General features: G+C 70.8%; 18 protein-coding genes and 2 pseudogenes. 8 read left to right on the forward strand and 12 right to left on the reverse strand.

What is annotated here, in order from left to right:
- Positions 1–17: 17 nt before the first annotated feature.
- A pseudogene (locus ACIA5D_RS18300) lies at positions 18–182 on the forward strand (alkanesulfonate monooxygenase); the annotation flags it as partial.
- Here the strand turns inward: ACIA5D_RS18300 and ACIA5D_RS18305 are convergent.
- The gene (locus ACIA5D_RS18305; RefSeq protein WP_396031135.1) at positions 172–381 is read right to left on the reverse strand and encodes a hypothetical protein; all 210 of its coding nucleotides are present in this window, start codon (positions 379–381) and stop codon (positions 172–174) included. The pseudogene ACIA5D_RS18300 and the gene ACIA5D_RS18305 overlap by 11 nt on opposite strands.
- A 261-nt stretch (positions 382–642) precedes the next feature.
- On the opposite strand from ACIA5D_RS18305, the gene ACIA5D_RS18310 reads away from it, so the two are divergent.
- A complete protein-coding gene (locus ACIA5D_RS18310) occupies positions 643–1,479 on the forward strand; it encodes a tetratricopeptide repeat protein (protein ID WP_396031136.1) in 837 nt (278 codons plus the stop codon).
- A 97-nt stretch (positions 1,480–1,576) separates the two neighbouring features.
- On the opposite strand, the gene ACIA5D_RS18315 is transcribed toward ACIA5D_RS18310, so the two are convergent.
- Positions 1,577–1,780 carry a hypothetical protein gene (locus tag ACIA5D_RS18315; protein WP_396031137.1) on the reverse strand — a complete coding sequence of 68 codons (204 nt, stop codon included), beginning with the start codon at positions 1,778–1,780 and terminating at the stop codon, positions 1,577–1,579.
- Between the two features lie 46 nt (positions 1,781–1,826).
- Positions 1,827–2,294 carry a nucleoside 2-deoxyribosyltransferase domain-containing protein gene (locus ACIA5D_RS18320; RefSeq protein ID WP_396031138.1) on the reverse strand — a complete coding sequence of 156 codons (468 nt, stop codon included), beginning with the start codon at positions 2,292–2,294 and terminating at the stop codon, positions 1,827–1,829.
- 111 nt (positions 2,295–2,405) lie between these two features.
- Between ACIA5D_RS18320 and ACIA5D_RS18325 the strand changes: the two genes are divergently transcribed.
- From ACIA5D_RS18325 to ACIA5D_RS18335, 3 genes and pseudogenes are all read left to right on the forward strand, one after another.
- Positions 2,406–2,711 (forward strand): hypothetical protein, encoded by a 306-nt coding sequence (locus ACIA5D_RS18325; RefSeq protein WP_396031139.1) that lies wholly within the window; start codon positions 2,406–2,408, stop codon positions 2,709–2,711.
- Between the two features lie 308 nt (positions 2,712–3,019).
- Positions 3,020–3,199, forward strand: a pseudogene (locus ACIA5D_RS18330) (DM13 domain-containing protein); the annotation flags it as partial.
- Positions 3,200–3,240: 41 nt separating this feature from the next.
- Positions 3,241–3,852 (forward strand): hypothetical protein, encoded by a 612-nt coding sequence (locus ACIA5D_RS18335; RefSeq protein WP_396031140.1) that lies wholly within the window; start codon positions 3,241–3,243, stop codon positions 3,850–3,852.
- A gap of 205 nt (positions 3,853–4,057) precedes the next feature.
- On the opposite strand, the gene ACIA5D_RS18340 is transcribed toward ACIA5D_RS18335, so the two are convergent.
- Entirely contained in the window at positions 4,058–4,477 is a 420-nt protein-coding gene (locus ACIA5D_RS18340) for a MarR family winged helix-turn-helix transcriptional regulator (RefSeq protein ID WP_396031141.1), read from the reverse strand.
- A gap of 81 nt (positions 4,478–4,558) precedes the next feature.
- On the opposite strand from ACIA5D_RS18340, the gene ACIA5D_RS18345 reads away from it, so the two are divergent.
- On the forward strand, positions 4,559–6,319 hold the full coding sequence (locus tag ACIA5D_RS18345) for an ABC transporter ATP-binding protein (RefSeq protein WP_396031142.1): 1,761 nt from the start codon (positions 4,559–4,561) through the stop codon (positions 6,317–6,319).
- 74 nt (positions 6,320–6,393) lie between these two features.
- Positions 6,394–7,035 (forward strand): hypothetical protein, encoded by a 642-nt coding sequence (locus ACIA5D_RS18350; RefSeq protein WP_396031143.1) that lies wholly within the window; start codon positions 6,394–6,396, stop codon positions 7,033–7,035.
- An 8-nt stretch (positions 7,036–7,043) separates the two neighbouring features.
- Here the strand turns inward: ACIA5D_RS18350 and ACIA5D_RS18355 are convergent, their stop codons facing one another.
- The 3 genes from ACIA5D_RS18355 to ACIA5D_RS18365 are packed head-to-tail and all read right to left on the reverse strand — an operon-like array spanning position 7,044 to position 8,521.
- Entirely contained in the window at positions 7,044–7,670 is a 627-nt protein-coding gene (locus ACIA5D_RS18355; RefSeq protein ID WP_396031144.1) for a dihydrofolate reductase family protein, read from the reverse strand.
- A complete protein-coding gene (locus ACIA5D_RS18360) occupies positions 7,670–8,176 on the reverse strand; it encodes an SRPBCC family protein (RefSeq protein ID WP_396031145.1) in 507 nt (168 codons plus the stop codon). The genes ACIA5D_RS18355 and ACIA5D_RS18360 overlap by 1 nt, the downstream gene beginning before the upstream one ends.
- A gap of 3 nt (positions 8,177–8,179) precedes the next feature.
- Positions 8,180–8,521, reverse strand: coding sequence for an ArsR/SmtB family transcription factor (locus tag ACIA5D_RS18365; RefSeq protein ID WP_396031147.1), 342 nt, complete (start codon positions 8,519–8,521; stop codon positions 8,180–8,182).
- Positions 8,522–8,654: 133 nt separating this feature from the next.
- On the opposite strand from ACIA5D_RS18365, the gene ACIA5D_RS18370 reads away from it, so the two are divergent.
- The gene (locus ACIA5D_RS18370; protein ID WP_396031149.1) at positions 8,655–9,233 is read left to right on the forward strand and encodes a dihydrofolate reductase family protein; all 579 of its coding nucleotides are present in this window, start codon (positions 8,655–8,657) and stop codon (positions 9,231–9,233) included.
- 339 nt (positions 9,234–9,572) lie between these two features.
- Here the strand turns inward: ACIA5D_RS18370 and ACIA5D_RS18375 are convergent, their stop codons facing one another.
- The 5 genes from ACIA5D_RS18375 to ACIA5D_RS18395 all read right to left on the reverse strand — a co-directional run bounded on the left by ACIA5D_RS18375 (position 9,573) and on the right by ACIA5D_RS18395 (position 12,152).
- Positions 9,573–9,911 (reverse strand): VOC family protein, encoded by a 339-nt coding sequence (locus ACIA5D_RS18375; protein WP_396031150.1) that lies wholly within the window; start codon positions 9,909–9,911, stop codon positions 9,573–9,575.
- A 40-nt stretch (positions 9,912–9,951) separates the two neighbouring features.
- Positions 9,952–10,779, reverse strand: coding sequence for a hypothetical protein (locus ACIA5D_RS18380; protein WP_396031151.1), 828 nt, complete (start codon positions 10,777–10,779; stop codon positions 9,952–9,954).
- A 319-nt stretch (positions 10,780–11,098) separates the two neighbouring features.
- A complete protein-coding gene (locus tag ACIA5D_RS18385) occupies positions 11,099–11,371 on the reverse strand; it encodes a DUF4235 domain-containing protein (RefSeq protein ID WP_396031152.1) in 273 nt (90 codons plus the stop codon).
- A complete protein-coding gene (locus ACIA5D_RS18390) occupies positions 11,368–11,727 on the reverse strand; it encodes a DUF3618 domain-containing protein (protein WP_396031153.1) in 360 nt (119 codons plus the stop codon). The genes ACIA5D_RS18385 and ACIA5D_RS18390 overlap by 4 nt, the downstream gene beginning before the upstream one ends.
- Positions 11,724–12,152 carry a phage holin family protein gene (locus ACIA5D_RS18395; protein WP_396031154.1) on the reverse strand — a complete coding sequence of 143 codons (429 nt, stop codon included), beginning with the start codon at positions 12,150–12,152 and terminating at the stop codon, positions 11,724–11,726. The genes ACIA5D_RS18390 and ACIA5D_RS18395 overlap by 4 nt, the downstream gene beginning before the upstream one ends.
- Positions 12,153–12,167 lie beyond the last annotated feature (15 nt).

A 12,167-nucleotide genomic window follows, 5' to 3' on the forward strand; every position in this document is an offset into this window, starting at 1 on the left:
AGGTAGGGTGCGCTCACGAGTTCATCCTCTCCGGCTATCCGCACCTCGAGGAGGCCTACTGGTTCGGCGAGGGGGTGCTGCCCGAGCTGGCCCGCCGGGGGAGATGGCGGCACCCGGCCGGCGGTTCCGCCGCCGAGCCGGCTCAGATTCCGTTCGCCGGGGTGCCCCTGGCTACACGGTGATGTCCACCAGGCCGGAGCGCCGGAACGTGGCGATGTCGCGCCGGGTCTCGACGATCGCGGCCTTGTCCTGGCGGATCGTCCGCTCGTCCGCGCCGGCCCGCACGTCGGCGCTGAGCCGCACGCAGTCCGTCCGCAGGTGAATGCTGGCGATGTGCGATCCCCACTGGGCGCCACCGGCGCCGCCGATCCGTACGGTCATCGCTGTCTCCGTTCGCTCCTGACTTGCAACCGCCAGATTCGGTTGTCGTCCGGGTGCAGTTAGGAACCAGCTGTGTGACCTGGGCCACCGCCCCGGCGTCGGATCGCAACGACTGAGTTCTCCGGGCGGCCTTCCTCGGGCGGCCTTCTCCGGGCGGCTTTCTCCGGGCGGCTTTCTTCGGGCGGCTTTCTCCGGGCGGCGCAACCGGGACGCACCCGGCGGCTTTCACATGTCGCCGGGCGCGCCGCCGAATGTGCCGGAGTGCGCACCGACCTCCTCCTCGGCAAGGCCGACGACCTGCTGTGCAATGGGCGGGCCGGCCAAGCCGCCACGCTGCTCGCCCCCGTCGTCGGCGAGGAGCCCGGCAACGTCGACGCCTGGCTGCTGCTGGCCCGGGCCCAGCTGGCCCTGCGCCGCCCGGCCGCCGCTCTGGACGCGGCCCGCGCAGCCCTGCACCTGGAGCCGCACGGCCTGGAAGCCCTCTACTGGGTGAGCGCCGCCTACACCGCCGCCGGCCGCCACGACCTCGCGGTCGCCGCCGCGGTGTCGGCCTGCAACGAGGACCCCGGCAACCCCCGCCTGCTCGAACGCCGCGGCCGGGCCCTGCTGGCCGCCGGCCGTCTCGCCGAGGCCGAGCGGGTGCTGGCCGCCGGCGCCGAGTTCGCCCACTACGACGCCGACCTGCACGTGGCACACGGCGTCGCCCTGTTCGCCGCCGGCCGTCCCCTGAACGCCCGCGAAGCCCATGGCCGCGCCCTGGCTCTCGAACCCGCCCACCCGCAGGCTCAGATCGAGCTGCGCCGCCTGACCGCCGCCGAGCAGCGCATTGTCGACGCCGAGTCGCTGGTCCGGGTGACCGACGAGTTCGCCGAGTCGTTGCGCGTCCCGGCGGGCGGGCGCCGGCCCGAGCCGGACGGGCACGGCGTGCTCGCTCACCTGGCCGCGGTCGCGTTCGCCGTCTGCCTGGCCGCCCTGCTGATCCTCGGCATCCTCGACCGCGTCACGCCGCTCGAGGTGCCGCTCGCCCTGACCTTGGCCGTGCTCTGCGCGGCCGGCTCGGCGGCCTGCGCCACGGCGCTCATCCGCCGCCGCGCTTAGCTCACCCGCTGCGCTCAGCTCATCCGCCGCCGCGCTTAGCTCACCCGCTGCGCTCAGCTCATCCGCCGCCGCGCTTAGCTCACCCGCTGCGCTCAGCTCACGCGCCGCCGCGTTCAGCTCGGTCGCCGTCTGCTTCAGCACCCGGGCCGACAGCCACGCCGAGCCCGAGCCCGAGCACGGGGACGCGGCCCACGCCGCGTCCCGCCGTCGGCGACCACCGGGGCAGACGCCTGGCCGCCAGCACGACACCCAATCCGATGACCAACGGCGTCATCAGTCCCGCCAAGATGGACAACACCATGTCTACGATGGTGCCCCAAATTCACTGAGCGCAACAGGCCAATTACTTACCGCAATCCCGCGTGGTCGAGATGAGCTACCGCGTCGGCGACGACATCGCCGAGGTCGTCGTGCACCGTCAGTCCCGGCCGGACCAGGCCTAGCTGGATCAGCACGTCCGGGCGGCGGGCATAGCCCGGATCGGCGCCGACCGCGATGCGCTTGGCCGGATTCGCGGCGTGCGCTCCCAGCTCGTACAGGGCGATGGGTTGCAGTGACGGGCCGCCCGCGAACCAGAACAGGACCGCGTCGGCGCGGCGCAGGAGCTCGAACTCCCAGCGGATCTGCTCGTACGCGGCCCCGGGATCGTGGATGGGAAAGTTCGCGCGGCGAGGATTGGCGACCACGATGTCGGCGGCGCCGAGCAGTTCGAGCACGCCGGCCTGCCAGTCCGGGCAGCCGGTGATGCCGCCGGCGAGAAACAGGACCGGTTTCGTGGTCCGCTCCAGCGCTGCGGGCGCTTCGACGTAGATCACGTGGCTCCTCGGGGGTAGGGCGGCAGCTCAGCCGCCGGGCCCGCTCGGCGAACGCCTCCATGCCACCGCCTGATCGGGTCCTAGGCTTGCTCGTGGGTGAGGTGATCGGTAGTGGCTGACGGCTTACAGTACAGAGCCATCGACAAGGTTCTCCGCGACCTGCGCGTCTATATCGAGAACCACCGTCCGGACCTGATCCCGCAACTCTCGCAGTTCGGCCCGGAGCACCGCGATCTCATCGACGAGCGGCGGCACCCCCTGCGACTGGAGTTTCGCAGGATGAACCTGGCCATTGCCCTCTCCGGTTTTGGGCACTACGTGGACGATCGGGGCGGAGACGATCAGGTGAGCGAGGCCGTCGAGATCTCGGTAGGAAAGCTGCGTCCCGGCTACCGGGCGCGGCGGCAGGCCCGCTGAGGGCGGAGCTCGGCCCACTCCTCACCCGAACGAGGAACTGATCAGCCTCATCGTCTTCTGCGAATCGGACATGGACCGGGTCGTCATGCCGCTCGCGCCCCGGTCGGTGGCCGACCAATCGGGCGGGCGGCGCCGGCCGGGGCAGCGACGGGGACCTGGTCGAGTGCTGTCACCGTTCGGTAAGGATTCCCTCTGGTCGGATGCGGTGTACTGGTGGAGTGATGGCGCGTCTGTTTCGCCGGCCGCTGGCCTGGGTCGCGGCCGTGGTCTTGGCGTTCACGGCTGGGTTCGGCCTCTCCTGGTTCCAGGGGTGGCGCGTCTTCGACGACGGGAACTGGGTCGAGTTGGGGCGGCTCAAGGGCAACAGGGGCGACCAGATGTACGCCGTCCCGGCGGGCACGAACCTCGACCAGCTTCACAGCGTCGCCATCTGGTGTAAGCGGTTCTCGGTTTCCTTCGGCGCTGCCGGCCTCACACCCACCACGTGAAGTCGCTGTCGGTGTCGCGCGGGGCACGAATGGGGCTTCTCGTGACGGCAGGCCCGTTGCTTCTGGCCGTCGCGGGCCTGGTGCATCCGGGCGGACTGTCCGCTGCGACCGCGCATCGCTGGGTGCATCTGCATATCGTGCTGCTACCGGTCTTTCCGTTGCTTGCCCTGGGCTTCGTGGTGCTGCTGCGCGGCCGGCCCCGGCTCGACGTGGCCGGGGTGGCCACCGTCGTGGCGTGGCTGGGGGCCGCTGTCTACGCGGCCGGCTACACCGGCTTGGACGCTGTAGCGGGGATCGCGGCCGGCACAGTCGCGGGACAGAGCGGTGATCAAGCCGAGCTTCGCCGTCTCGTGCTGGCCCTGTACGACGCAGGTGACCTACTCGGCCGCGCGGGCGTGTACGCCCTGCTCATCGCCGTGCTGGCCGGCACGGTCGCGTTGGGTTTCCGGCACGGCGCGCGGGTCCTCGCGGGCACGGTGGTGCTCCTCGGCGCCGGCTACTCGTTCATCGACAGCCACATCTTCTGGCCGCGGGGTGTGCTGACCATGCTCGCCTTCGCCGCCGGATTTGCCCTTTGGGCGTGGGCCGCCACGCAACCACCAACCCGCCGCCCCACCACGATTTCCAGCCCGGCCGAGCACCTGCCGCTGTGACGCTGCACCCCGCCAGCGCGATCCGGAATTGCCGAGATGGGTGCGCCTGATCATGCCGAGGCGGGTCCCGCTCAGGTCCCGCTGAGCGAGTCGGTCGGCTCGTTGAGGGTAGCCGCCCACGCGAAACTCGCGGCAGTGGCGCGACCGGCGACGGCGCCGGCGTCGCGAGGCGGGTGCTTTGCCCTCCCCGTACGATAAATGGCTGTTAATCACGCAGTTTGCGCAACAGGCGCGCCAGGTCTTCACGCTCGGTGTCGCTGAGCGCGGCGAAGAACAGCTCCCCCTCGGCCAGGCGCGCGGCCTGAATCGCCTGGGCCGTCGCCGCGCCCTGCGACGTGAGCGAGAGCAGCGTCGCCCGCCGGTCGTCGGGGTCGGGGTGGCGCTCGGCCAGCCCGAGCCGCGCCAGATCGTCGGCCACCTCGGTGGCCGTGCGGGGCGCGATGCGCAGATGGTCGGCCAGCACGCTCAGCCGGATGTCGCCGTGCCTCGAGAGCACGCTCAGCGCGCGGGCCAGCGACGGCGAGAGGTCCCACGGCTCGAGCGCCACCCGGGTGCGGTGCCGCAGATGGCGGGCCACCGACCAGAACGCCTCCGACAGCGTTTCGTCGGGCTCAGGGGAATCCACCGGAATACGGTAGCAGCGATTGCGGTTGTTCCCTCATGATGAGGTAACCTCAGTAAAACGCTTCGGAAGGAGGGGACGCCTTTGCCGCGCCCCGAACGCAAACCCACCCCGGCCGAGAAGCAGCAGGCCCGCGAGGTCTCGCTGCGCCGCATCGGCGGCCTGTTCCGCGACCACACCTGGCCGCTGACCGTCGTCGTCCTGATCATCGTGGCCTCGTCGATCATCGGCATGGCCTCGCCGTTCCTGCTGCGTGCCGTCATCGACGTCGCGCTGCCGCACGCCAACCTGACGTTGCTGGTGTGGCTGGTGATCGGCATGGTGGCCGTCGCCGCCGTGACCGCCGCGCTCGGCGTCGTGCAGACCTGGATCTCCACGCAGGTCGGCCAGCGGGTCATGCACCGGCTGCGCACCGACGTCTTCACGCACCTGCAGCGGCAGTCGATCGGCTTCTTCACCCGCACCCGCACCGGCGAGGTGCAGTCCCGCATCACCAACGACATCGGCGGCATGGAATCGGTGGTCACCTCCACCGCGACCTCGATCGCCGCGAACCTCACCACCGCCATCGCCACCGTCGTGGCCATGGCCGCCCTCTCCTGGCAGCTGTCCCTGGTCTCGCTGGCGGTGCTGCCGCCGGCCATCGGATTCTCCAAGCGGGTCGCCCGCATGCGCCGCGAGATCACCGCGCAGCGGCAGCGGGAGCTCGCCGACCTCAACGTCACCATCGAGGAGGGCCTGTCGATCAGCGGCGTGCAGCTGTCCAAGACGATGGGCACCGCGCCCGCCCTGATCGACCGCTTCACCGGCTCGTCGCTGCGGCTGATCGACCTCGAGCTGCGCTCCGAGCTGGCCGGCCGCTGGCGGATGGCGTCGATGAGCATCGTCTTCGCGGCCATCCCGGCGGTCATCTACCTGGCGGCGGGCATGCCGTTCGCCCGCCTGTCGATCGGCACCCTCGTCGCGTTCACCGCGCTGCAGGCCGGACTCTTCCGGCCGCTGATGTCGCTGCTCAACGTCGGCGTCCAGCTGACTTCGTCGCTTGCGCTGTTCGCGCGCATCTTCGAGTACCTCGACCTGCCGGTCGAGATCCAGGAGCCGGCGAGGCCCGTGCGTCTGGCGGCGCCGCGGGGCCACTTGCGCTTCGAAGACGTGACTTTCGCGTACGGGGGGAGCACCGCCGCCGCCGTCGCGGGCGTGTCGCTCGACGTGCCCGCCGGCACCTCGCTGGCGCTGGTCGGCGAGACCGGCTCCGGCAAGAGCACGATCGCGGCGCTGATCGCCCGCCTGTACGACCCCACGGCCGGCCGGGTCACCATCGACGGCGTCGACCTGCGCGACCTCTCGCTGGCCGACCTGTCGTCGATCGTCGGCGTGGTCAGCCAGGAGACATACCTGCTGCACACCACCGTCCGCGAGAATCTGCGCTACGCGCGCCCGGACGCCACCGACGCCCAGATCGAGGCCGCCGCCCGGGCCGCCCAGATCCACGATCTGATCGCCGCCCTGCCCGACGGCTACGACACCACGGTCGGCTCCCGCGGGCACCGCTTCTCCGGCGGCGAGAAGCAGCGCATCGCCATCGCCCGCACCCTGGTGCGCGACCCGCGCATCCTGGTCCTCGACGAGGCGACCAGCGCCCTCGACAACGAGACCGAGCGGGCCGTGCAGCGCGCCTTCGACGAGCTGTCCCGCGGCCGCACGACGGTCACGATCGCGCACCGGCTGTCGACCGTCCGCCACGCCGACCAGATCGTGGTGGTCGACCACGGCCGGGTCCTCGAGGCCGGCACCCACGACGCGCTGGTCGGCGCGGGCGGGCGGTACGCGGCCTTGGCCGCGTAACTCCTCAGATGGGGGCGGCCGGGTGCCGATACCGCTCGGCGACACCGACTTCCCCTTCGCGAGAGAGGACCCCGATGGCGCAATCCACGCGTGAGATGCCCGTCCGGGCGGACGGGTGGCGCCCCACGGACCTGGTCCTGGAAGCCATCATCAAGCGCTGCATCACCGACGCCGAGCACGGCGCGTCCCGCGACGGCGTCCGCGAGTACATGGCCGGCGCCATGATCCTCGTGACGCTGGCCGTCGTGATGGTTCTGGCCGGCATGTCGGCCGCCGCCGCCATCCTCATTCCGGTGGCCCTGTTCGGCGCGGGCGCCCTCTACATGGTCAGCAAGGCCAAGCCGGTCCCGGTGCAGCGCGCCAAGGCCCTCGCCCCGATGGGCGGCCCTGGCCGGCTCCCCGCCGGCTACCTGGTCCACCCGGGCGCGTGGCAGGCCGGCATGGCCGAGCACGTCGCGTACATGCCCGAGTCCCAGCTGCGCGCCGCCGCCGACATGTCCCGCTCGTTCCCCGGCTCGGTCGACGACCTGCTGATCTTCACCGGGACCATCGCGGCCCAGCTGCCCCACCCGAAACAGCACCACCTGACTCCCGGGGACGTCGACCACCGCACCCGCGATCTGGTTCGCGTGGGCCTGCCGGTGATCCGCGACTTCAACCAGAAGTACCCGCCGCCCCCGTCGGCGCCCGCGGGCAAGAAGGGCAAGAAGACATAGTGATCGCACTATGTGCGCCGTGGGTGCACGGCGTAGGTCAGGTGCGTCACCCGCGCCGACGACTCCGAACGGACCGGCTCCAGCGCGACCCTGGACGCGTCCGCGCCGTCGAACAGGCGGATTCCGGAGCCGAACAGCACGGGCGACAGCGCGATCGAGAACTCGTCGATCAGGCCGGCGTTCAGGTGCTCCAGGATCGTCGCGCCGCCGCCCGCGATGCGGACGTCGCGATCGCCGGCGGCGTCGCGGGCCTGGTCGAGCGCGGCCTCGATGCCGTCGTTGACGAAGTGGAAGGTGGTTCTGCCCGGCCGCTCCCAGGGGTCGCGCTTTTCGTGCGTCACGACGAACACCGGGGTATGGAACGGCGCCTCTTCCGGCCACATCTGCTCGCCGGCGTCGAACATGCGCTTGCCCATCACGCTCGCGCCGGTGCGCTCGAACGTCTCCCGCGCGATGTCGTTGTCGCGCCCCTCTTCACCGCCGTCGCCCAGCTTCAGGTTCTCCCGGAAGAATCGCAGCGGGAAAATCCACGCCTGCAGTTCCATCCACTGCTTTCCCATCAACTCCCCGAGGGACCCGGGCGCGATGAACCCGTCCAGCGACATCGACACGCTGAAGAACACTTTCCCGGCCATCAGAGGCCCTCCTTGTTGTGGGCGATTTCGGCGACGTAGGCCGCCAGGTTGCTCAGCGTCTGCTCGCCGCCCTCGATCGCGCGGTACTTCTCCACGGCCTGGTCGCGCAGTTGTCTGGTGGGGAAGACAGTGCGCATCACGATCCGGGTCGCCGCACCTTCCGGCGCGAAGGTCAGGACAGACTCGAAGGCGTTCGGGTCGTCGCGGGACTCACCGTGCAGCAGCGCGATCCGCTCCGGTGCGACGATCTCGGTCCAGGTGATCCACTCGGAGTAGTCCGTTCCGTCCGGCCCGTGCATCACGAAGTCCCACTCCCCGCCGACGCGGAACTCGAAGGACCGCGTGGTGGTGGTGAACCCGTCCGGACCCCACCACCGTGACAGATGCCGGACCTCGGTGAACGCCTCGAACACCAGCTCCCGCGGTGCGTCGATGAGCCGGGAGATCACGATCTCCCGGTCGGCCGTCGCCGGCTCCGCCCGCGTTTCCTGTCGTGCCTCTGCCATCGGTCATTCCTCCTGCCGTGTCTGCTTGAGGTCCTGCACGTAGGTGTCCAGCCGGTCGAAGCTCTCGTTCCAGAACCGCTCGAACCCGCCGACCCATTCGTGGACCGGCCGCAGCCCGCGGGCGTCCAGGCCGTAGAGGCGCTGCTTGCCCGCCCCGCGGACCCGCACCAGCCCCACCTCCCGGAGCACCCGCAGGTGCTTGGACGCCTGCGGCATCCTCATCCCCAGTTCCTGGGCCACGTCGGTCACCGGCCGCTCACCCGCCCGCAGCAGCGCCAGGATGTCTCGGCGCTGCGGCTCGGCGATCGCGTTGAACGTGTCTGACGTCGTCGCTGCTCGTGCCACGGCATCCACCATATTTTCCCATATAGGAAAACGTCAAGCGCGCAGAAGATCCGGACGCGGTGTCGGATCGGGCGGCAGCTGGTCGTAGACAGGGTGGACGCAGCCACCACGGCTGCATAAGAAGGGAACTGACATGACCGCCGTCTACACCTGGGACGTCTTCTCCACCCTCGACGGCTACGGCTCGTACGCCGAGCCTGGCGACTGGGGTGGCTATTGGGGCAAGCAGGGCCCTGAGCTGCTGGCCCATCGCGCCGCCCTCTTCGGCGCCCAGCAGCGCATGGTCTTCGGAGCCACCACCTTCCGGGAGAATGCCGAGATCATGTCCTCCGGCATCGATCCCCACGCGCTCGACGAGTGGAACGTCCGGACCATGCAGATGCCGGCGACGGTGATCTCCTCCACGTTGCGGGACACCCTCGGGTGGCCGGACGCGACCATCGTCAGCGGTGACGCGGTGGAGATCGTCGCCCGGCTCAAGGAGGAGTCCGACATCCCGCTGCGCTCGCAGGCCAGCCTGTCGCTGAACTGGGCGCTGATGGCCGCCGGCCTGGTCGATCGGCTGCAGGTGACGATCTTCCCGGTCATCTCCGGGCGGACCGGCACCAGCCCGATCCTCGGGGGAGCGGGCGACTTCGACCTCGAGCTGCTCGAGAGCCGGACGCTCGACGGCCACACCCAGGAGCTCGTCTACCGCCCGACCCCCCGGTGACGTTTGGGTGGGGGCCCGCTCGCGCTCTTGGGATAGGGCGGGCCCCCACGTTCTTGGCGCCGGCGGGGCGGGCGAGCGGCGTGCCGGGCCGCCACCCGGCACGCCGCGGTCCGTGCCCGCTACGCGTGGTGTGCCGGCGTCCCCTCAGAGCCGGGCCGACGCGGTGGTCGCCGGCGAACTGCCGGCGCTGTTGCTCAGGCTGACCGTCGCCGTGCAGGTGGTGGTCGACGTCGGCAGCGTGTGTTCCCCCTTGACAGCACGACGATGTGTCGCGCCGCTCAGCGTGGCGGGAGGTCCTGACGCGCCGCTGAAATCCGGCTGGAACGAATCTGGAACGGGTCAGTTCTCCACGCAGAACTCGTTGCCTTCGGGGTCCTGCATGACGGTCAGGTCGCCGTTGGTCTCCTTGACGGTGGCGCCCAGCGATGCGAGCCGTTCCACCTCCTCGGGGACTCCGCCGGGGGCGCGCAGGTCGAAGTGCATGCGCAGCTTGGCGGTCCGGGGCTCGGGGACGCGCTGGAACCACAGGTTGGGTGCGCCCCAGCCGGGCGCCTCCACGTACGCCTTGTCGGCGGTGGAGTCCTCGTCGAGCTCGCCGCCCAGGGCCGCGGCCCAGAAGCGGGCCACCACCAGGGCGTCCCGGCAGTCGAAGGTGACTGACTTGATGTACGTGGGCATGCAGGCATTCTCGGGGGCCCGGCCCGTGGGCGCGAACCGGTTACCCAGGTTGTGGCGTGGCGTCAGGATCGTCGCGGAAAGCCAGCCCGGCGGCGTCCATCGCCGTTCGCAGGTGGCGAAGGGCGTAGGGCCCGACTCCGTGCAGCGCCTGCGCCTCGCTCTCACTGAGTGCGGCCACCTGTTCGAGCCGGACCACGCCACGCGCGGTAAGAGCACGTGTCGCGGCAGCGCCGATGTGTGGCAGCGGAGTGCCCGGCTCCGGTACCGGCCGGCCCTGGGCCGGCCGGGGATGACCCTCGTGGTCCAGGACGGCCGCGCCGCGCGCAGAGAGCCGGTACCCGATGTCGAGCGATTCGGTCAGGCCGCGCTCCTTCAGCTTGCGCACGTTCTGTTTGAACGACGGGGTGTCTCGCCCCATCCGCTGTGCGAGGTCGGGTGCCCGGGTGGCCGGCAGCTCGTCGATCAGCAGGAGCGTTGCCCGGGTCCACGGCCCCGTCGGCGAGGCGCGGTCGAGCCGGTCGAGCCACGCGACGATCGCGTCGATCTCCGCAGCGTCGGGTACCGCCTCCCGCAGCTCCTGCCGCGGGTCGACACCCGCGTACCGTAGCCCGATCCGATACACCGGCCGGTCGGGGTGGACGCGGTCCAACCCGTGGCGGAGCGCGGCCAGCGACGCCGCGCCGGCCCGGCGGGCGTCCGCGGCAGTCAGCGAGCTCACCGGCACGCGGTCGACGGACGTGACCTCGACCAGTCCGACCGCGGTACGCATCCGGGTACCGACCCTGAGCCGGGGCCGTTCCCACCGGCGGAACGCCACGTCGATATCGCCGGCCCGGATCGCCGTCAGTTCTGCGGGACGTATCTGCACGCCACCCAGTTCAACACACGCCACGATCCATCCGAGGGTCCGGGCATCTTCGCTCTGGTGGTGCCGCTTCGGCCGGGCGTTGCTTCTTTCGTTGCGCCCGGCTTATGTCAGTGGGTCGACGGTCGCAGTCGTCGTCACGTTCGGTCCGGGCTGCCGGCGCGAGGGCCGAGGAGCCGGGCTGGGCGAGGCGACAGCCGGCAGCGTCTCGGACGGCGCGGGCTCGCTGCTCGGCGTGAGTGTGTCTGCTCCGGTGTGGAGGAGGCCCTTGGCCTTCTCTTGTACCTGGGTGACGGTGGGATGGTTTTGGGCCTTGTGCGGCTCAGTCCGGCCACTGACCGGTGGCTTTGCGGACCCCGGCGGCGCCGGCGCGGTCGACCGCTGCTTTCACGACCGCGAAGATCGCGCCTTGGACGGCGGCTGCGAGCAGGATCTCGGTCCAGCCGCGATGCTCGTCGGTCGCGTTCGGTGCGTCGTCGTCATGGCCGGCGACTTTCCACACTTGTTTGAAGATCAGGCCGGAGATGACACCGGCGCCGGCGCCGAGCAGTAGTCCGACGGGCTTGTAGGCGACCTTCGCCACGGTGCTGCTCACGAGCGCCGCCTGCGCGCCACGACAATGATCACGATGATCAGCGCGGCTGCCGCCGCGCCGAGGGCGGCCAGCGGCAGCGGCCGACGGATCGGGGCGGGAAGGTCGGAGTCGGCCAGCTGCTGCTTGGCTGTCGACGCCCGCTCAGCGACCACACCGGCAGCTTGCGCTGCCTGATCCTTCACGCCGGTCAGCGTCCGCCGCGCTTGGCCGGTGGCGTCACCGACGGCCTGCTTGGCGCGGGTCTTCACGTCGGTTTTGGCGGCGAGTTCCTGCACGGTTTCGCCCAGCTCGGCGCGGGTTTGTTCGATTTCGGCGCGGAGCTGTTGCGGGTCGGTGGGGGTATCGGAGGTGGTCATGACGAGCGTCCTTCCCGTACGGCGTTCTTGACGGTCTGCACGTCTGCATGAGCGCCCGCGACGGCGGCGCTGGGCACCGGCGGCACCGCGGCCTGCAGTTTCTGCTTCCCCAGCAGGGCCGCGACGCCGGCGGCGGCGAACACGACGACCATCACCACCAGGACGGACAGCCACAAGGGCCAGGCCAGGTCCAGCAACACCACCGCGAGAGTCAGCAGCAGTCCCAGCCCGTAGAGGCCGAGCGCCGCGGCGCCGCCGAGCAGGCCGCCGCCGAGCCCGGCACGCTTGCCCTTTTCCGCCAGCTCCAGCTTCGCCAGCGCCAGCTCGTCGCGTACCAGCGTCGAGATCTGCACGGCGGCCTGGTTCACCAGCTCGGAGGTGGATGCCGCGGACGGCGCCGACCCGTTGAATGATCTTTCCGACATGGTGTTCTCTCCTCA

The sequence above is a fragment of the Actinoplanes sp. NPDC051513 genome, from assembly GCF_044454685.1.
Classification (GTDB): Bacteria; Actinomycetota; Actinomycetes; order Mycobacteriales; family Micromonosporaceae; genus Actinoplanes.

Excerpts from the sequence above, each read along its gene's own strand:
- ACIA5D_RS18390 (WP_396031153.1), bottom strand. The coding sequence starts at position 11,727 with ATGACCACCTCCGATACCCCCACCGACCCGCAACAGCTCCGCGCCGAA.
- ACIA5D_RS18350 (WP_396031143.1), top strand. The coding sequence starts at position 6,394 with ATGGCGCAATCCACGCGTGAGATGCCCGTCCGGGCGGACGGGTGGCGC.
- ACIA5D_RS18305 (WP_396031135.1), bottom strand. The coding sequence starts at position 381 with ATGACCGTACGGATCGGCGGCGCCGGTGGCGCCCAGTGGGGATCGCAC.
- ACIA5D_RS18360 (WP_396031145.1), bottom strand. The coding sequence starts at position 8,176 with ATGGCAGAGGCACGACAGGAAACGCGGGCGGAGCCGGCGACGGCCGAC.
- ACIA5D_RS18395 (WP_396031154.1), bottom strand. The coding sequence starts at position 12,152 with ATGTCGGAAAGATCATTCAACGGGTCGGCGCCGTCCGCGGCATCCACC.
- ACIA5D_RS18315 (WP_396031137.1), bottom strand. The coding sequence starts at position 1,780 with ATGGTGTTGTCCATCTTGGCGGGACTGATGACGCCGTTGGTCATCGGA.
- ACIA5D_RS18355 (WP_396031144.1), bottom strand. The coding sequence starts at position 7,670 with ATGGCCGGGAAAGTGTTCTTCAGCGTGTCGATGTCGCTGGACGGGTTC.
- ACIA5D_RS18370 (WP_396031149.1), top strand. The coding sequence starts at position 8,655 with ATGACCGCCGTCTACACCTGGGACGTCTTCTCCACCCTCGACGGCTAC.
- ACIA5D_RS18375 (WP_396031150.1), bottom strand. The coding sequence starts at position 9,911 with ATGCCCACGTACATCAAGTCAGTCACCTTCGACTGCCGGGACGCCCTG.